Annotated in this window: 15 protein-coding genes; 3 read left to right on the top strand and 12 right to left on the bottom strand. The window is 56.9% G+C overall.

Annotated features, from left to right (window positions below; translation table 11 throughout):
• Nucleotides 1-87 precede the first annotated feature (87 nt).
• The 8 genes from pgi to W02_RS00950 all read right to left on the bottom strand — a co-directional run bounded on the left by pgi (nt 88) and on the right by W02_RS00950 (nt 9,436).
• Nucleotides 88-1,728 carry a glucose-6-phosphate isomerase gene (pgi, locus tag W02_RS00985; RefSeq protein ID WP_173043925.1) on the bottom strand — a complete coding sequence of 547 codons (1,641 nt, stop codon included), beginning with the start codon at nt 1,726-1,728 and terminating at the stop codon, nt 88-90.
• Between the two features lie 107 nt (nt 1,729-1,835).
• Nucleotides 1,836-3,023: a hypothetical protein gene (locus W02_RS00980; protein WP_173043923.1), complete on the bottom strand. Its 1,188-nt coding sequence runs from the start codon at nt 3,021-3,023 to the stop codon at nt 1,836-1,838.
• 82 nt (nt 3,024-3,105) lie between these two features.
• A complete protein-coding gene (locus tag W02_RS00975; RefSeq protein WP_173043921.1) occupies nt 3,106-4,071 on the bottom strand; it encodes a hypothetical protein in 966 nt (321 codons plus the stop codon).
• A gap of 74 nt (nt 4,072-4,145) precedes the next feature.
• Complete coding sequence (locus W02_RS00970; RefSeq protein ID WP_173043919.1) at nt 4,146-5,099, bottom strand: hypothetical protein; 954 nt, start codon at nt 5,097-5,099, stop codon at nt 4,146-4,148.
• Between the two features lie 138 nt (nt 5,100-5,237).
• Nucleotides 5,238-5,597 carry a hypothetical protein gene (locus W02_RS00965; RefSeq protein ID WP_173043917.1) on the bottom strand — a complete coding sequence of 120 codons (360 nt, stop codon included), beginning with the start codon at nt 5,595-5,597 and terminating at the stop codon, nt 5,238-5,240.
• Nucleotides 5,598-5,699: 102 nt separating this feature from the next.
• Nucleotides 5,700-8,087: an arylsulfatase gene (locus W02_RS00960; protein ID WP_370467994.1), complete on the bottom strand. Its 2,388-nt coding sequence runs from the start codon at nt 8,085-8,087 to the stop codon at nt 5,700-5,702.
• Nucleotides 8,088-8,205: 118 nt separating this feature from the next.
• Nucleotides 8,206-8,673 (bottom strand): glycine zipper family protein, encoded by a 468-nt coding sequence (locus tag W02_RS00955; protein WP_173043913.1) that lies wholly within the window; start codon nt 8,671-8,673, stop codon nt 8,206-8,208.
• Nucleotides 8,674-8,716: 43 nt separating this feature from the next.
• On the bottom strand, nt 8,717-9,436 hold the full coding sequence (locus W02_RS00950) for a lipid-binding SYLF domain-containing protein (RefSeq protein WP_173043911.1): 720 nt from the start codon (nt 9,434-9,436) through the stop codon (nt 8,717-8,719).
• 273 nt (nt 9,437-9,709) lie between these two features.
• Here W02_RS00950 and W02_RS00945 point away from each other — a divergent pair, with 273 nt between their 5' ends.
• The gene (locus tag W02_RS00945) at nt 9,710-10,687 is read left to right on the top strand and encodes an AraC family transcriptional regulator (protein ID WP_173043909.1); all 978 of its coding nucleotides are present in this window, start codon (nt 9,710-9,712) and stop codon (nt 10,685-10,687) included.
• Between the two features lie 3 nt (nt 10,688-10,690).
• On the opposite strand, the gene W02_RS00940 is transcribed toward W02_RS00945, so the two are convergent.
• The 4 genes from W02_RS00940 to W02_RS00925 are packed head-to-tail and all read right to left on the bottom strand — an operon-like array spanning nt 10,691 to nt 15,949.
• Nucleotides 10,691-11,179 (bottom strand): LEA type 2 family protein, encoded by a 489-nt coding sequence (locus W02_RS00940; RefSeq protein ID WP_173043907.1) that lies wholly within the window; start codon nt 11,177-11,179, stop codon nt 10,691-10,693.
• Between the two features lie 30 nt (nt 11,180-11,209).
• Nucleotides 11,210-11,641, bottom strand: a complete 432-nt coding sequence (locus W02_RS00935; protein WP_173043905.1) for a DUF2780 domain-containing protein — start codon at nt 11,639-11,641, stop codon at nt 11,210-11,212.
• Between the two features lie 49 nt (nt 11,642-11,690).
• Nucleotides 11,691-13,160 carry an alpha-amylase family glycosyl hydrolase gene (locus W02_RS00930; RefSeq protein ID WP_173043903.1) on the bottom strand — a complete coding sequence of 490 codons (1,470 nt, stop codon included), beginning with the start codon at nt 13,158-13,160 and terminating at the stop codon, nt 11,691-11,693.
• Nucleotides 13,157-15,949 carry a glucosidase gene (locus W02_RS00925; protein WP_173043901.1) on the bottom strand — a complete coding sequence of 931 codons (2,793 nt, stop codon included), beginning with the start codon at nt 15,947-15,949 and terminating at the stop codon, nt 13,157-13,159. Before W02_RS00925 ends, W02_RS00930 begins: the two co-directional genes overlap by 4 nt.
• Nucleotides 15,950-16,277: 328 nt before the next feature.
• On the opposite strand from W02_RS00925, the gene W02_RS00920 reads away from it, so the two are divergent.
• Together W02_RS00920 and W02_RS00915 are read left to right on the top strand one after the other, a co-directional pair.
• Nucleotides 16,278-18,410: a PAS domain S-box protein gene (locus tag W02_RS00920; RefSeq protein ID WP_173043899.1), complete on the top strand. Its 2,133-nt coding sequence runs from the start codon at nt 16,278-16,280 to the stop codon at nt 18,408-18,410.
• Between the two features lie 20 nt (nt 18,411-18,430).
• Nucleotides 18,431-19,081: a response regulator transcription factor gene (locus tag W02_RS00915; RefSeq protein WP_173043550.1), complete on the top strand. Its 651-nt coding sequence runs from the start codon at nt 18,431-18,433 to the stop codon at nt 19,079-19,081.
• Nucleotides 19,082-19,097 lie beyond the last annotated feature (16 nt).

The raw sequence follows: 19,097 nt of genomic DNA, 5'->3' as shown, positions 1-19,097 counted from the left end.
CCGAGCTTACAGGAAACCTCCACCATGTGTCCATATTGTGCAATCCCCGCTTCTCTTTTTTACCGCCTGACCCTCAACACTGAGCCGTCAGCCGCGTGACCGGACGCGATACCGCCGGATCAAATTATTCGTAGAACTATCGTGACCGAGTTTCGGCTCACCGCTGTTCTCCAATTCAGGAATGATGCGCTGAGCCAGTACTTTCCCGAGTTCCACCCCCCACTGGTCGAACGAATCAATTCCCCAGATTGCCCCTTGGGTGAAGACGGAATGCTCGTAGAGAGCGACCAGCTTGCCAAGCGTTTCCGGCGTGAGCCGATCGACGAGAATCGTGTTGGACGGTCGGTTCCCCTCGAATACCCGGTGAGGCACGAGCCACTCGGGCGTACCTTCCTGCTTGACCTGATCGGCAGTCTTGCCGAACGCGAGCGCTTCGCTTTGAGCAAAGACATTAGCCATAAGGATCTCGTGGTGTCTGCCAAGAGTGTTCAGTGACCGCTGAAAGGCGATGAAATCGCAAGGAATGAGTCTGGTCCCCTGATGGATGAGTTGATAAAAGGAATGCTGGCCGTTGGTGCCAGGTTCTCCCCAATAAATCGCCCCCGTATCGTACGCGGTCTGCTTTCCGTCGAGTGTCACGTGCTTGCCGTTGCTTTCCATCGTCAATTGCTGCAGGTATGCCGGAAACCGTTTCAAATACTGGTCATACGGGAGAACCGCCACGGTCTGAGCGCCGAAAAAGTTCGCGTACCAGAGGGCAAATAAGCCCATGAGCACCGGCAGATTGCGGTCAAAGGGAGCGGTCCGGAAGTGCTCGTCCATTTCATGGAACCCCTTCAGCATGGCCATGAAATGGTCAGAACCGACGGCCAGCATCGTGGACAAACCAATTGCGGATTCCATCGAATAGCGGCCCCCGACCCAGTCCCAGAACTCGAACATGTTGGCCGTATCGATCCCGAACTTCGACACCTCGGACGCATTCGTGGACACGGCGACAAAATGTTTGGCGACAGAGGCGGCGTCGCCGCCCAACCCCCTCAGGAGCCACTCCCGCGCGGTGTGCGCGTTGGTCATCGTCTCCAACGTCGTGAACGTCTTTGATGACACGATGAAGAGCGTCTCGGCAGGATTCAAATCCCGGACGGCCTCGGCGAAGTCGGTCCCATCGACATTTGAGACGAACCTGAACGTCATGTTTCGTTCGCTGTAGTGTCTGAGCGCCTCATAGGCCATGACGGGTCCGAGGTCGGATCCGCCGATGCCGATGTTCACCACATTGCGGATACGCCCGCCCGTATGCCCTTTCCAGACTCCGCTTCGCACGCTGGTACAAAATCCCGCCATCTTGTCGAGGACCGCATGGACCTTCGGCACGACGTTTTCGCCGTCCACGACGATCGATGCGCCTCGCGGGGCTCGAAGTGCGGTGTGCAACACGGCGCGCTTTTCCGTCACGTTGATCTTTTCGCCTCCGAACATAGCATCGATCCGTGCGCGCAACCCGGACTCCTCCGACAGACGGACGAGGAGCCTCACCGTGTCATCCGTCGCACGGTTCTTGGAGTAGTCGAGAAATATTCCCACACCCTCGGCCGTCATTCGTGTCCCACGCTGCGGATCATCGGCAAAGAGACTGCGAAGATGCTTGCCTTGGATCTGCCGCCCATGCTCTTCGAGTGCTTTCCACGAAGAACGTTCGATAAGAGAAGTATTGGTAGTCGTCATAACGATCGTGCTCCTGGTTGCGCAGTGGTGTGAAATACGGGAGTCAGCAGTCTACACTACGGCAATCCGATCTCCAATCGAGGATCTCATGCGTCAATTTGCTTTGTTCATACCAATGTCTCCAGCAACTTGAGCATCACATCCTTCAAGGGTATTTGCGTGGCCACCATCGGAATCATGGGAAACAGGGCCGGAAGCACCACCGCCAAGAGCGCCTTTCTCGCGATTGGAGCCGGACGGATCTGGTCAACGACCTCGTACATGGATACCGTATCAATGACCGGCCCTAGTTCGGCGGCCTGAAGCAACGGTTCCTCCGTAACCGGCTTCCTGCTGATCCACCGTCGGTGGACCTGCCGCCCATGCCGCCCCACAAGGTCGCTATAGTCTGCCAATGCCTGTCGCTTCAAACGAAGCAGTTGAGGGACGAACAACGTCAAGGGACCCACAATCAGTACCAGCATGCTTGCGACGAATAGCGCAAATGGCATGGTAAAGCTATGCACGTCAACACCATGATAGAGAACCTCGTGCCCCCATCGTGATGCAAGAACTGCCGACAGAGCAAAAATCACCGGGCTGAATACCATTGATAGATCCTCCAGAAACCCCAGACCGCCGGCACGATCAGGATGGGTAGGAACAAGATGGAGGGTCAGCCGGGAAATCCGCCATAACAAAACCGTACTGACCACTAACCGCCACACCCAGACCAACAGGAGCCAGACGAACAACGGCCGCATCACGAAGAGAAACCACCATCCGCCAAAGCCGAGGTGTTGACGACCCGGTGCCCCTTCGTCGGCCCACACCAATTCATGCAGGTGCATGGCCTCCTGGTCTCCCACGAGAACGACGAGCAACATGATGGCAAACATTGACGACCAGACATACCATGCATCCCGCATCCGGTCGGCGGACCGCAGAATCTGAATGAATCGGGGTTTATCGTCGTCAATGATACCGGAACGTCCAAAATACGGTATGGCTTCACGAAAAGTCCGATCCGCCGTCATCTCCGCAATGATGAACAATGGAATGGCGAGCAGGCACCGAACATGGATTCCAAAATGTTGGAGCAACGGTTCAGCGATTTCTCCGGGAAATGCTCGTCGCCACCATATGGCCCAGATCGCAATAGGAAGCCAGGTGATCATCGCAAAGACCCCGCATCGTCGAACGATTCCCAGACCCTGCGCCGGAATCAGCCCGAGGGTTCGCTGAAGCCGAAACCAGGGATCGTTCCGGATTAAAGAGAACGTCACTTCATCATGACCGTTCCCAGCTTCATTCATCCGTTCACCTCGTGAGAGTCAAACCCGATTCCTAAATACCGGGCAACCGCGCAGCACCATCATACTGATCGGCCGAGGGTTGCTAGAAACTCGGAAACATGTAACGCACGCCGACTTCAACGTTCCATTCGTAGGCGCCGGCCAGCGATTGACCCCATATGCCTACGCCTGGACGAAGGTAGGCTCCCCACCGCCCGATCAGGCTTCTTCCAGTTTCCAATTCCATGGTCATGCTGCTCTTGGCGCTTCGCTCCCAATTCACCTGCCACACGGCTTGAACAACGGTCCACCACCGCTCCGCCCAAATGGTATTGATTTGCGCGGTCGCCCTCGTCAGCGAGACGTTGGTGCGGGAAGGGTCCCCGCCCACGGACATTTGATGTTGAAAGATCCCGAACAGAAACGATTCCCACCGGGACAAGAAACGGGCAGTGGCGATAATCGGACCGGCGGTGTATTTTCCGGTTCCCAATGTATTGACCGACGCAGTCGGGAGTGTCGTGAGCGCACCGATGAGAAAGGCATATTCCGGGGTGTTGTAGGCACGCCAGCCGAGTGTGACGAACATGTCGCTGAAGCCCGCCGCGCTTCCGATTCCGGCACGGTTTGGACTCGGATCGCTCCACTTCACAAACGGGGTGTCGACACGCAGGAGCCAATCTTTTCTGAATGGCACATCGATGCGCAGCGTCCCGTCGCTCGCATGCGCATCATTCCGCAAGTCTGCATAGGCCCCCGAGAGTTGGACACGACCGACAATGGCCGTGGGGTCGGTCCCGTATTTGGCCGCCAATTTCTTGAGATATTCGGCCTCTTCCCGTTCTTCCGGTGTCAACTCCCTCGGTCTGAGGCGTGGTGGCAAGAATCGAGGCTGCCGCCGTGGACCCTCACGGTCGGGTTCCAATTCAGCATCCGGTTCCTGTTCCACACCGGCCTCCTCCACCCGCGGGGCGCGATCAGTGCCGGATACGGCGCCTCCCTGAGGCTCATCGGCCCCGGCCAGGACCGGCCATCCCATCCAACACCACGAGGCGGAAAGGCCGCTCATGACGAGAACAATGCTCCATCGCCGTCCAATGAATACACGCACCCCGTGCCTCCACCCGAATGCAATGATGCGTGTTAAAACGACGCCCTCACGCCTACCCCGACATTGGTGTTCTTGACCGCCTCTGGCTCGAAACTTTGTTTCCGACTCGAACGTTGGAACCCCACGAAGGACGTCCATACCTCCGTCAATCTTCGTATCAGCATCACTTCCCCCTGATAGATCGTTTCGTGTGCGCCATTGCGTTCGTCGCCGACGATACCGCTTGTCCAATTGTTGCGTTCATAATGCACCGCCGCCGATACGACCAGCCGTTCCATCAGTTCCACATCGACATCGGCGCTGAGGTAGTGATTGACGTACGACACATCGTCCTTGAATTCCGGCTGGTTACGTCCCTCCGCCAGCCCACGCTCGTAATGATAGCTGAATCCGAGCACCACCCGTTCTGACACCCGCCATGCGAGGTGCGGACCGATCGTCCAAAAGTTGGTATCCCGTTCGGCGAACGCCTCGTTGTATCGGCGAATGCCGTACCGCATCAACAGACGGGCATCGACATCCCTTGTAAGGCGCTGCTCCACCCTCGTCGACCAAATATGACTGGTGACGGTTTCGGCAGCGAGCCCTTCCGAGGACAGATTTCTGACTTCGTTCTCCCCTAGAAAGAGGTCGGGCGCGTAGTAGTACCGGAATCGAACCCGAGTGGCATCGCTAAAAGCATGGAGTGCCTGGACGTTCAGGGTTCCATGATTGAACCGCGGATTATCCACAAACACGAATCCCTGACCGCGAAGGCTCAGTTCGGTTTTTCCAAATGGATTCTCAAACGACTCAGTGACTCGGGCGTCGGGTTCAAAGACGACGTCAGAGCCTTGGTTGGTCAATCGCGTATCAATGGCGGGCTGAGTCGGATCGTTGTCCCGCGAAAGACGGCGCGTGGCAGAAAAGACGCCCACGTCGTCGGTATAAAACAGAATGCCCTGTGCGTTGAAGCCGACCTCCGCCCTGGCGTCTAACTCGGGCATCGTCAGTAGCATGAACGACAGGACAAAGCACGGTACGGCCAGCCGTTGTTCGGCCCCTAACAACTGCCCACCTGTCACACCATCGACGCAAAGTCCCGGTTATTTGCCGACACTGAAAACCGTTCACCCCCCCGCCAGCTACTTCACCACCTGCTCATTGGGAGGAGCCACCATTGGCATTGGACTGGCCGGTGACTGAGGGCTTGCTGTCCCGGCTGGCACTGGTTGAGCAGGCGCCTGCTTGGCCGGTGCTTTGGCCACCAGCCCGGCGTTGTATTCATCTTCGGAGATTTCCTTCACCTCCGAGGAGTTTAGCGTCACCGTACTTCCCGACTTGTCGTCCTTGATTTTGACGGCTCCGCCTTTGCTTTCGTCGACCTTGGTCGTGTAATAGGCCTTTCCGGATGTCGGGTCAGTCACGCGGTAGTACGTGGTACAGCCCGCAGCCGACATCGTCATTCCGCCGAGCACCAACGCGATCATCAGATATTTACGCATGAGATTCTCCTCTCAGAATGCAAGTAGTGAAACGTTACGGCCACACCATCACATGTCGTTTCGCCTCCGCTCGTCCAAGCCCATGAGCAATCAGGTAGATCGTCAGTCGGCCAGCGTTTTTTTGTGAGCCATCTCTGCTCCGGTCTTTTCTCCTTCCTGGCTTCCGGCTTTTTTTACCGGAAGCAGATCAATGGTGACTTTGTGAATCTTGCCGGTGAATTTGTTATCCCGTTCCTTGTAGGCTTCCGTCACCGGTGTGCCATCGTCCGTCCCGACGTCGGTGCCTTCATCGGCTGAGAACACGCAACACTGAGTGCGCTCAATGCGTCCTTCCGCGATTTTCCCGCCATTCACAAACATGGTGCCCATTCCTCCCCGTCCCATGCCGGGTCCGTCGGCGACAAACTCGTATCGTATGGTCGTTCTCCCGGCGGCGAGGGGTTGAGTCGCCATGACATCAAATCGCTGCAGGCCGAGGAAATTATACGTATAGACGGGCCTGCCGTCTTTCAGATACAAGCTCCACCCGCCGAAGCGACCAGCCTGCGCGAGAATCACGCCGTTGGCACCGGCGTCGGGAACGTCCACTTCGGCCGTGATCGTATGCGACCGGTTTTTCGTATTGATGAACACATTTTCAGACATGCCGGTCATGCCTTCGTAGACCGTGAGGCTTGTGCGATCCCCCATCAGATCCGGCCGTCCTGCCATTGATGCATTCGTACGTTCAATGACGCGGTCATCGAGGGGCAGCACATGAAACTTGACCGCTTCTTTCATGAATAGATCCTGAAGCTCTTTGAGCTTGACCTGATGTTTCGAGGCAAGGTTGTGCGTCAGACTGAAATCGTTGCGCGTGTCGTAGAGTTCCCATGTATCGTCGGAGAGACTTCCGCGCGGCTGGAATTCCCAAGGAGCACGGTGCACGGTTCCAGCAAGCCAGCCGTCGGCATAGATGCCGCGGTTGCCCAGTATTTCGAAGTATTGTACCTGGTGCCGGCTCGTTGCCTTACTGTCATTGAACGTGTAGGCGAGGCTCACGCCTTCGATCGGAGCCTGTTCGGTCCCATTGACGACCTTCGGCTCCGGAAGTCCCGCCGCCTCCAGGACGGTCGGCGCGATATCGATGACGTGATGAAACTGCGTTCGGATTTCGCCTTTCGCCTTGATGCCTTTGGGCCAGTGCACCACCATCGGATTGCGGGTTCCTCCGAAGTTTGAGGCAACCTGCTTGGTCCATGTGAAAGGGGCATCGCCTGCGACGGCCCAGCCCGCCGCCATGTGGGGATAAGACAAAGGACTTCCGAGGTCGTCGTAGTGCTTGAGGATATCCTCTACCGTTTCATTGACGCCATTGAAATAGGTGTACTCGTTGAACAGACCATTCATGCCGCCCTCGGCGCTCGTTCCGTTGTCGCCTACCAGATAGAAAATCAGCGTATTGTCCATCTGCCCCATTTGCCCGAGAGCTTGGATCAACCGGCCGATCTCCGTGTCGGCGTATTCACCGAACCCGGCATAAATTTCCATCTGACGCGCAAAAAGCTTTTTTTCATCAGCCGTGAGCGCCGTCCAGTCCTTGATGGCGTCCGGTTTGGGTGCGAGCGTCGTACCTTGAGGCACGACGCCAAGCTTGATCTGCCGTGCCAGGGTCTCTTCGCGCAACTGATCCCATCCCCCATCGAATTTGCCGTTATACTTGTCGATCCATTCCTTCGGCACGTGATGCGGCGCATGCGTGGCACCGGGGGCAAAGTACATGAAAAACGGTTTGTCCGGTGTGAGGGCCTTTTGATAGCGCATCCAATGGATGGCCTGATCGGTCATGTCGGTCATGAAATGGTAGTTGGGATCGTGCGGGAGCTCGACCTGTGCCAAGCCGTCATAAAGAAGCGGCGCCCACTGATTGGTCTCTCCACCGATGAATCCATAAAACTTGTCGAATCCGGAACGCGTCGGCCAACGATCGGTCGGTCCTGAAGGACTGACCTCCCAGGCGGCCGTTTCATGGTTCTTCCCGAAGAATCCGGTGCTGTAGCCGTTCAGCCGCAGCATTTCTGCGAGGGGAGCCACATTGTTGGGGCGTTGACCGGTATAGCCGGGGAAGGCCGTCGCGATCTCCGTAATGCCGCCCATGTTATTCATATGGTGATTGCGCCCGCTCAGCAGAGCGGTTCGTGTCGGCGAGCACAAGGCGGTGGTGTGGAAATGGTTATACCGCAATCCTGTCTCCGATAGACGGTCGACGGTAGGCATGTGGATGGGGCCACCGAATGCGCTGGACATCCCGAATCCCATATCGTCGATCATGACGAGCAAGACATTCGGTGCCTGCGCAGGCGCCTTCACCTCAAATCGAGGCGGCACTTTCACATTCCGAGCATCCAGCGTGGAGATAGCCGGCACGTTGGGTTCGGGAATCGGCAGCACGGTCCTGTCGGGCTTTTCGGCAGCCTGCGCATGCCATGAGATCATTAACATCACGGCCATAACGCCGCCGCGTATTTCTGCCGCGGCCCCGAATTTCACCATTCTGTTCATGAAAGTCCCCCATTCAATGAAGCTGCACAGGCACCATACAAGAGTCACACGATCGATATGCGGCCCGCTATTTCACCGTATACCCTTTTCCTTCCATGCAGGCTCCAAACGCGCGCTGATAGTTTTCCACACTCGCCTCGTGCTGTTTTTCCGCTTGCTGCCCGGCCGCGTCCTGCTGCTTTTCCGCTTTGCGTCGCTTGTGAGCCCCGGCCGCCGCGCCGACTCCAGCGCCAACCGCCGCACCTTTTCCCGCATCTCCGCCAATCGCGCCTCCGACCGCACCGAGCGCCGCGCCTTTGGCCGCGCCCTTCGCAGCCCCCCCTTGCGGCGGCGGAGCGGCAGCCTGTTGCATCGGTTGATTCGGATCGAAATGGGCCTGTTCCTTGGCCCATTTGTAACAGCTGAATTCATCCTGGTCTTGTTGCTCTTTCGTCTGGCCTTTGCTTGGATAGACGAATGTTTCCGTGCCTGCCGACGCGTCGCCGATGACAAACACGGATATCATCAAGACGATTATCAATTGACGCTTACGCACAAAGGGTCTCCTTTCATCTCACGACTCCAGGCCCCATGTCTGTTTACTTGGAGCTCGTATTCACGAGCTTGCCCACTGCTGCGCGCAGGTCCGCCGAAGCCGGATTGCTCACCGTCTTTGTGACGAGGACGTCGATCGGCCGAACGGATTTTCCATAGTAGCGTTCATTGGAATCATCAGAGACCTTGACGGAGGCTCCATTCAGAGCCATTCCGGCGAACACTCCTCGCGTCCGTCCGAATGAAAGAAGATCGGCCGCAACGCCCTCTACGGCCGTGCTGCCACCGACCGGTCCGGCGGACAGTCCGGCTTCCGCGCCAAGCTTGAAATCCGTGCTGTAAAACTCCTCCAGTCCTTTTTGCGTTCGAACCACGATAATAAGTTCCGACGTATCGGCTCCGGCCTGAAGGCCAAAACTGACTGAGGCCATATTGTAAAAGACGGGTTGCGACCACTCTCCGGACTTCTCATCCCGAGCGAGCAATACTCCACCGCCACCTGTCCCGCCAAAGAGAAATGCACCTCGAAATAATTGAGGGACAATAAACACCGCTTTGGCATCCTTCAGCGACTGACGAATATCGTCCTTTTGCGCGGGATCGGACGCAAAGGCCTCTACGGTCAACTTCGCCTTATCCACCAGTTGTTGTTGTTCGGTCGAAGCCGCTGCAACGAGAGGATCAATGGCAACGGCCAATATCACGCCCGCCAATATACCCGCTCTACCGGCGTTGGGAACTCGTAACGTACTGAACCCGATCATGGTGAAACCTCCTCTGCAATCGTTCCTGCGTGTTACTGCAATGTGTTGCGAGACTTCCTAGCACCAATCCTACAAATCGGGAACTGTCACAATTGACAGCGCCTCCCATCCAGGTGCGCGCACAGCATTAACAGATCCCAGAATAGGTTCCTTGCCATTTCACGACATTCTTTGTTACGGTCTTCCCCCCTTATGTCAGATTGCCGCCATCGGGTCTGCGAACTCTCAAGTGCCGTCCCATACCTGCTGTCCAGGGCAGAACAACCGGGGAAGGTGTTGAGACGGGTTGGGATTCCGACTCAGGCGCTGCTCGACCCCGACGCCTGGCTATCCCGCGATCTGTTTCTGGCTCTCATCAATGCCCTGTCGTCCGCAACCGGTGATGTCCATTGCGGCGTACACATTGCCGAAATGGACTCCATTCTAAAACTTGGAGTCATGGGGGAAGCGATTCTCGATGCGCCGACATTACGGGCTGCGATTGACGTGGTGTGCCGCCGAACCGCGCTGATCCAAACCGGGACAGCGATTCATTTGAGTGAAGGTCGTAAGCGGGCGCGTTTGGGATACCGCATGCTTGGGCGGATGCGGGAAAATCCCAGACAGTATCATGAAGGTGTCCTGATGTTTCTTCACAAGATCCTGGCTCTGACGGGAGAGCATGCCGCCATCGACGTGTCATTCGAGCATTCGCGGTTCGGTCCTTCTTCCGAACTCGAGCGAGTGTTCAACGGAAGGTTGACTTTTGATTCCGAAGACAATGCCCTGATATTTGACAGGGATCTGCTCGAACTTCCCCTGCAATCAAGCACTACCGCCGCCCGTGAATTACTTCCCGAGAGACCGTCCGAAGAGGAGATCGTGCGAGCAGTGCTCACTGCCGTGTCGGATCAATTGGCCCACGAAGCCCCCACGCTCAAGACCACCGCCACCGCTCTGGGACTTCATATCCGTACGCTCGAACGACGTCTTGCGCGCTGGGGAGTTTCGTTTGAATCGCTTCTCGACGAGTTCCGTCGAAACCGCAGTCTTCAACTCGTGCATCAGGGAACTCACACGCTGACCGACATTGCCTTTCTCCTTGGGTATTCTGATTCAGCGCACTTCACAAGGGCATTTCGCCGATGGACAGGCAGACCGCCTCGAGACTATGCCAGGGGCCTGCGAGTCAGTCTTGAATTCAACAGGTCGAATCCAGATCTTGACATCGTGTATACATGTCCTGTCTTTACGGCTAGTGCCGCGAAATAACAATTACTTCTCGGCATTGGAACCGAGATTGAGGTCGATTTCCCCTTTCTCGTCGAACGGCGCTTTGAATTGACTCGGGGCCACGACAAAGGCCGTTCCCTTCAGATGGTATCGGACTTTTTGGCCGCCCCCGCCGCTGAGATCCTGAACCTGGCGGAGAAAACTCCCCAAGGTGGTGAAAACCTCGACGTCCACGGTTTCCGATCCGAACCGTGGAACAGTCACACGCTGGCCTGACATGCCGTTTCCGAATTCCCGATCGTTCAATTCGATGTCGAACTTCATGCCGTTGACACTGATGTCCATGTCGTTGGGATTCTGGATCCTCAGCTTGACATCGAACCGTTGCTCGAACAGCGCGACATCCTTCGCCGTCATATCGGAGATATTGACCCGCGGCGATTCAAAATCCTTTGGCACCGTCGAGCACGAGGCCGCCAGCAAGGCGGCGACACACAGACAGATCCGGTTTCGTCTCGCCGTACGCATCATGACATCCTCCGATCGATCCTTGGTGCGGTGTCACTTCAATGCAGCCGCCAGAATATTTTGTGCTTTTTCTCCGCCTGTTTTACCGACGAAATCCGACACCGTCTGGTTAAACTTGGGAACCATGTCCTGTCCCATGCCCAATCGGGAAAATGCTGATTTCAGTCCTGCCTGATCACCCACAGGGCCGGTGACGGCACCGAGGTCTTTGGCGCTTTTCATGAAAGAATCAGCCCCTGGAATAAATGTGCTCAGGGTGTTGAAGTCCATCCCTGACAACCGCTCCTTGGCGAGCGTGAGCATCGACCCGACACCGCCGGTCGCCTGGTTGGCCGTCACTCCCAATTGATTGCTCAGGAGCTTGGTCAATGTCTCCGTACCGCCCAGCGACTGCATCTCCGCACAGCCCCATTGAAATGACACGGCCAACAATACCAACGAGAACAACGCTAGTCTCACGCGCATGGTCACCCTCCTTTAAAGATGAAACACCCGTCCTTAAACGCACAGTGACTCAAAATTTCAGCACATGAAATGCCCATGGATTGAGGTCGACGTACAAGCCCGGTCGGTAGAGATCGTCTCCGTTACGGTCGTACGTCGCGCCCGTGATGCGATCGGTCATTCGCCACTTCCTACCGGCGAGGTTTTCAGCCAAGACTTGAATGTTTCCTTGTGAAGGAGTTTCAGAAAGATTCACCACGATGAGATACCACCCGTCCCGGCCACTCCAGCACCAGGCAACGAGATTGAGATAGCTCTGGTTATCGGGCCACCCGGTTCGCTCGCACAAGCGCCAATCCCCGTCTTGGATCACAGGATCCTTCAACACGTCGAGCAGTTTCTTGTAGAATTCCCGAAGTTCCTTGTCCGGGTCTTCCTGCGGACGCCGGCGCAGAAATACCGGCACCCGAGTGCGGCGGCCGTCGAATTGTCCCTCATGGAACAGCACAGCGCCCCGCTGAGTCGATACCGAGACCGCCGCGGCCTTGGCCTTCTCTGAAGAGAACGTGGCTGCGGCCCGCGGTTCGTCGTGGTTTTCCAGAAAACGAAGCAGCTTATCCTGGTAGGCGGGATCGGCACAGAGATGCAGCCGGACGCTTTCGGCCGATTCATGTTCTAAGCGGTCATAGAGTCGCTTGTCATAGCAATAATCGAATCCCTGCTGTTGCAGCTCGAACTCCAGATCCCAGTAAGCCTCGGCCATGAACAAGGTGTCTGGTGATCGGCTCTTCACCGCCGCAATGATCTGGGGCCAGTAGTCTGTCGCCGGTTTTACATCGGCACGAGTTCCCCAAGTCCGCTCAAAGACGGAGTTCATCATCAGCATCGCCATATCGCAACGCATCCCATCGCACTGCGAAGCGATCGACGTCACCGTTTCAACGGCGGCTGTTCGCAGCCCGGAGTGAAACGCATTCAGTTGGAGCACATCAGGCCAGGCGGGAAAGAACGGATCGCGACCACAGGCGATCACACGGCCGGCCATATTCAAGAACGACTGGGGTTCTCTGGCCAAATCCTCCGCGCTTCCTTGGATGAAATATTCAGGATGTTCTGTCGCCCAGGGATGGTCGGGAGCCACATGATTGGGAACAAAGTCGAGGATCAGACGCATGCCCCGATCTGCCAGCATTTTTCTCGCCGCGGCCAGTCCCTTTGGTCCACCCAGTCGTTCATCAACCTGATAACGCCGGACGCAATAGGGAGAACCGACGTTGTCTTCAGCCTTGAAATCAGGAAGCGCACGGCGAAAATCCGCCAGCAAGGCTTCGTTGCGCATGGCAATGTCGATGCCGGCAGGACTCCGTTCCCAGACCCCCATAAGCCAGACCGCGTCGAATCCATAGGCGGCGATGGCATCCCACTTGGTCGTGGGAACATCAGCCAATGTCATCGACGCGCCGGCCGTCTTCGTCAGCTCATTCAGCCAGACCCAGGTATTGATTTCGTAAATGCGGGGTCGTTTCGACCAAGCCGTCATTTTTCCACGCGCTCCGGCTTGGCCGACGCTTCACCCTTGACCGGGTCCTGCACGGCCTTGTCTTCCGCTATCGGTGTCTGAATCGGACCAAAGAAGATTCCCTTCTCCAACCACTCCTTTTCGTTCACGCGGCCGAACAACGAGATCAGGCCGCCGACCAAACCGGTCCATCCGGTTTGATGGCTCGCTCCCAGCCCGGCTCCGTTGTCTCCATGAAAGTATTCGTAGAACAAAATATGGTCGCGCCAATGCGGGTCGTCCTGAAATTTCTTCGATCCGCCGTACACGGGCCGTTTCCCCTTGGCATCACGCCTGAAAATGGCGGTCAGTCTTCCTGAAATGTCCCGCGCGACCTCGAACAGATTCATCATTTTCCCTGATCCGGTCGGACATTCGACTTTGAAGTCGTTCCCGTAATACAGATAGAAATGCATGAGCGCCCGGATGATCAGGACGTTCACCGGCATCCAAATCGGGCCGCGCCAGTTGGAATTGCCTCCGAACATCCCGTTATTCGACTCGGCGGGAAGATACTGCACGCGAAATTCTTCACCGTGGACATGCAGGATGTACGGATCATCGAGATGGTGCCGCGACAACGAACGGATCCCGTACGGGCTGAGAAACCGTTCTTCGTCGAGCATGCGGGCGAGCACTCGTCGCAACTTGTTTTCGTTCATCACGGCGAAGAGCCGGCGCCCCGCGACGCCCGCTTTGGTCGGCGAAGCCACGTTGGCGAACAAGTCCGGATCGCGCTTGAGAAAGCGCCGAGCCTGCTCGACGGTCTTTGGAAATTTGTGGATAAATTCTTCAGGAATGATCGTGGTTGCGCAGAGCGGCAACAGGCCGACCATCGACCGGACTTTCAATCGCGTGGCGTTCCCATCGGGCAGCCGCAAGATGTCGTAAAAGAATCCGTCTTCTTCGTCCCACATTTCGTCTTGATGTTCACCCACCCGGTCCATCGATCCGGCAATCCTGAAAAAATGCTCGAGAAACTTGGTGGTCATCCCCTCGTACACCGGATCGTTTGACGCCAGCTCCAGCGCAATCTGCAGCATGTTTTGGCTGAACAGCGCCATCCAAGCCGTGCCGTCCGCCTGCTCCAGTGTTCCGCCCGTCGGCAGCGGCGAGCTCCGGTCGAACACGCCGATGTTGTCGAGGCCGAGAAACCCTCCCTCGAAGACGTTTCGCCCCGACGGATCTTTTCGGTTGACCCACCAGGTGAAGTTCAAGAGCAGTTTCTGAAACGCGTGTTCCAGAAATTTGATGTCTCCCTGGCCCCGTCGTGATTTCTCGAGGGAATAGACATAGTTGGTCGCCCAGGCATGCACCGGAGGGTTGACGTCTCCGAAGTTCCACTCGTATGCGGGGATCTGGCCGTTCGGATGAAGATACACTTCACGCAGCATGAGATCGAGCTGATTCTTGGCGAAGTCGGGATCCACGGTCGCCAGCGCAACGGTGTGGAATGCCAGGTCCCAGGCCGCGTACCAGGGATACTCCCATTTATCCGGCATGGAAATGACATCGTCGTTTACCATATGCAGCCATTGCCGGTTTCGAATATGCAACGCCTTTGTCGCTTCCGAGGAGCTGACGCCATGCTCTCTCAGCCAAAGATCGAGATCAAAATAGTAGTACTGTTTGCTCCACAGCATCCCGGCCATGGCCTGCCGCATCACGTGCTTCTCGTCTGCGCTCAAAGACGGCGGCGCGATAGCCCCGTAGAACTCATCTGCTTCCCGCAGCCGATCGTTCACAACCGTGTCGAAACGCTTGCCGAACGGCTCTCCCTTGGTCGATCCGACCGTATCCGATGGAGAGGCGGTGCACAAACGCATCCGTATGACCTTCGATCCTCCGCCGGGAATCTTCATCTGGTAGTGCGCGGAGGCCTTCGTGCCAGTCCTGAGAGGATTCACCGATCCGTCCTGACCATGCACAATGCATTGATTGATGCCGTCCTTCACATACGAGCTTCGATTCGGCTGGTTGAAGATCCGTTCCATGTTCGTTTCATTTTCCGTGAACAGGAGTGGAACTTCTCCTTCACACCATAAATAGCGGTTGCCCAATTCCGGATGCGACGCGGCAATCACGCTCATACCATTCGGTTCGGAGGATTGCTCGAGGCTGGGCTTGTCCACCCCCTCGGACCAGGACCAGGTGTTGCGGAACCAGAGCGTCGGCAAAACATGGAGCGAGGCGGTATCTTTCCCGCGATTGTGAACGGTGACTTTGATCAGAATGTCTTCCGGAGATTCCTTCGCATACTCCACAAACACGTCGAAATACTTGTCCTCATCGAACACACCCGTATCGAGGAGTTCGTATTCCATCTCATGACGTGTACGGGACTTGTTCGTCTTGACCAGGTCGTCATACGGGTATGCCGGTTGAGGGTACTTGTAGAGATATTTCATGTATGAATGAGTCGGCGTGCTGTCGAGGTAGAAGTAATATTCCTTCACATCCTCGCCATGGTTGCCTTCGCTGTTGGTGAGGCCGAAAAGCCGTTCCTTGAGAATGGGATCCTTGCTATTCCAAAGTGCAAGGGCGAAACATAGCCGCTGTTTATCGTCTGAGAAGCCCGCCAATCCGTCTTCCCCCCAATGATAGGCACGCGAGCGCGCCTGATCGTGGCTGAAAAAATCCCACGCATTTCCATCGTGACTGTAATCCTCACGCACAGTTCCCCACTGCCGTTCGCTCAGGTAGGGCCCCCAGCGCCTCCACGCAACATTCTGAGTGCGCGCTGCTTCGAGCCGTTCATGCTCTTCGGTCATATGAGCCTCCTTCCCCTCTGCAGGGCCATACAATCCCGTCTCGAGATACCCGCGGTGTATATCCTATCCGTAAGGGTAAATGCCACATCGCTTTGATCGGTTCTGGATGCCGACACCCACGAATCACGCAAACTGTACAGCGTGTTCGCTTCAGCGAACACTGTCAGATTTGACAGTGTTCGGACAAGCCATCTCGTGACATTGAAATGCCCCTATTTTTGAGCGGACCCAAGAGGATCTATTGACTCCATTCATTGATGGGTGCATGCTCCCCTCAACCTTCCATCAGGAGGAAGGTAGGTTTCCACATTTGTACTCCTGAGGCCGCATGCTGACCCACCCCTCTCGCACATCCTTCAAGTCTTCACACGCTGACCGATCTCGATTCAATGCATCGATATTGGAATCCGAACTGTTGCTGCTCGAGTTGATGGAAGCGGTCGAAAAAGAAACAGGTTCGTTATTTTTTCCATTGCTCGTCCAGCACCTGGCCGGGGCGTTGGGCGCATCGCATGTGGTCGTCGGTGAGTTCAGTGAGGATCATCGTCTCTATCACACGCTGGGCTGTTGGAGCCGAAACACGCTTCTCTCGAATTACACTGAATCCATCGAGAAGACCCCATACGCTCTATGTCTTGGAGGACAAGTCGTTCTCCATGCGGACTCCTTGCGCCTATCCTTCCCGGATCAGGAGCGACTCTCGGCCTGGCGCGTCGACAGTTGCTGCGCGGTGCCAATGATCGATCACACCGGTGGTGCCATAGGTTTTCTTGGCGTTCTCAACGAAGGTCCCATGCCTGCCATGGGCCAGTCCGTCTCGATCCTACGAATTCTCGCCGCGAGGACAGCCGCTGAGATCAAGCGGATGCGGGCCGAACGATCCCTTCACGTATCGGAAGAGCGCAATCGCCTCTTGTTAGGCCATCGAGTCGATCTTGAAGATCCGCCGGCAAGCCGAATCAACGAATCGACCCGCCTCGCCGTCGACCGTCATGCCGATCAAAAGCGCCGCTGCCGGAATGAAGGCCGGCTCCGCCAAAGCGAAGCATTGGGAAGTGCTGTACTCGCCAGCCTCCAAAGCCATATCGCCGTCCTCGACGGACAGGGCACGATCATGGCAGTCAACGAGGCCTGGAAGGAATTCGGACGCCTGAATCAGACGTCCACCCACCCCAGGATCAATATCGGCATCAACTATCTTCAGGTCTGCCGTCGGGCGGAAGCTTCAGGGTGCCAGGATTGCGGCCAAGTCAGAATCGGAGTTCAGCGTGTCCTGGACGGTACGTCGATTTTTTACGAACACGAGTATGCATGCGACTCCCCCCGTGAGCGCCGATGGTTCCTCATGACGGTGACGCCGTTCAGAGGAAAGAACGGCGGTGCGGTCGTTACGCACTTGGACATCACACGGAGAAAACTGGCCGAGACGGCCAAACACCAGGCGGAACGGCGTTACGAAGAACTGGTCGACTCCCTGGAGGCGATCGTATGGCGCGGGGATGCCGCGACGCTCCGGACGACGTTCGTGAGCAAACAAGCTGAGACGCTTCTGGGTTACCCCGCGCAACAGTGGCTCGACCATCCGGACTTCTGGGAAACCCACCTCCACAGCGACGACCGCATCAGGGTTCTGGCTTCACGCCGACAGGCAACCCAGGACAGACTGCACCACGTGTTGGAATATCGCATGCTGGCTGCCGACGGCCGCGAGGTCTGGCTGCATGATTCCGTTCATGTCGTGATCCACGGTTCCGAAGCCAAAGAGCTGATCGGCGTCATGCTGGACATCAGCGAACGCAAGCGCGCGGACCGTACCTTGACGCAAATGGCCGGGCAGCTGATCACCGTGCAGGAGGAGGAACGCTCGCGCATCGCCCGCGAGCTGCATGACGATTTCAGCCAGCGGCTGGCCTTGCTGGCAATCGGCCTTGGACGGATCGGCGAGACGGCGGGATTACAGCATGACACCTGCGAGCAAATCGAAGATATGCGGACATTGACCCTGGAAATCGCTTCGGACGTCCATCGGTTGTCTCATCAACTCCACCCCGCCAAACTCGAGCACCTCGGATTGACCGCCGCCGTCAGGGGATTATGCCGCGAGCTATTTGAGCGCCAAGGCATCCGGATCGACTTTCTCCACCGGAACGTCCCGCGTGTGATCGCGAGGGAACCGGCGTTATGTCTGTATCGGATCGTGCAGGAAGCGTTGAACAACATGGTGAAACACAGCGGCGTCCGGGAGGGACGGCTTGAATTGCTCGGAGACCGCGGCCATGTGCATTTATGCATTTCGGACTCCGGTGTCGGGTTCGACCTTCGAACCGCGACGTTAAAGGGCAGACTCGGGCTTATCAGCATGCAGGAGCGGGTGAAAACCCTGGGCGGACATATCCTGATCGAATCACGCCCATCGCGGGGCACTCGCATCGTCGTGCAGGTTTCCGCCTCGACGCAGTAACGCGCCCAACGGAGGACAGAGTGCCGCGACCGCGTGTCTTGCTGGCGGATGATCATCGGCTTCTCGTCGAAGCCTGTACCAAATTGCTTCAACCCGATTGCGACGTCGTCGGCACCGTATGTGATGGACGATCCCTGCTGCCCAGGGCCCGTGAACTGCGCCCGGATGTCATCGTGCTCGATATCGGCATGCCGCTGCTCAACGGCCTCGACGCCGCGCGACAGCTCAAACGCGCGATGCCGGACGTCAAACTCATTTTCCTGACGATGAACGAGGATCCCGATCTGTCCACCGAAGCGTTCCGTATCGGAGCGTCAGGATTTTTGCTCAAGAGCGCGGCCAGTTCGGAGTTATCCGAGGCCATTCACGCCGCCGTACAAGGACGCGTGTACGTCAGCACGCAGGCCACCGACGGGATGGTGCAGTCGTTCATCCAGAACGGGAACCGCCCCGTGCCCGCTCAGTTGACCTTCCGCCAGCGGGAGGTCCTGCAGCTCCTCGCGGAGGGCTATTCGATGAAGCAAGCAGGAGAGATCCTGCGCGTGACACCTCGAACGGTCGCGTTCCACAAGTATCGGATCATGGAACAGTTTCACGTTCGCAGCAACGCCGAACTGATCCAATTCGCCATCCGGCAGGGCCTTACGTTGGGCAACCACGGCCGGCGCTGACGTTCGTCTCGCCACT

The organism is Nitrospira sp. KM1, assembly GCF_011405515.1.
GTDB lineage: Bacteria > Nitrospirota > Nitrospiria > Nitrospirales > Nitrospiraceae > Nitrospira_C.
This window is presented reverse-complemented; position numbering and strand designations above follow the sequence as displayed.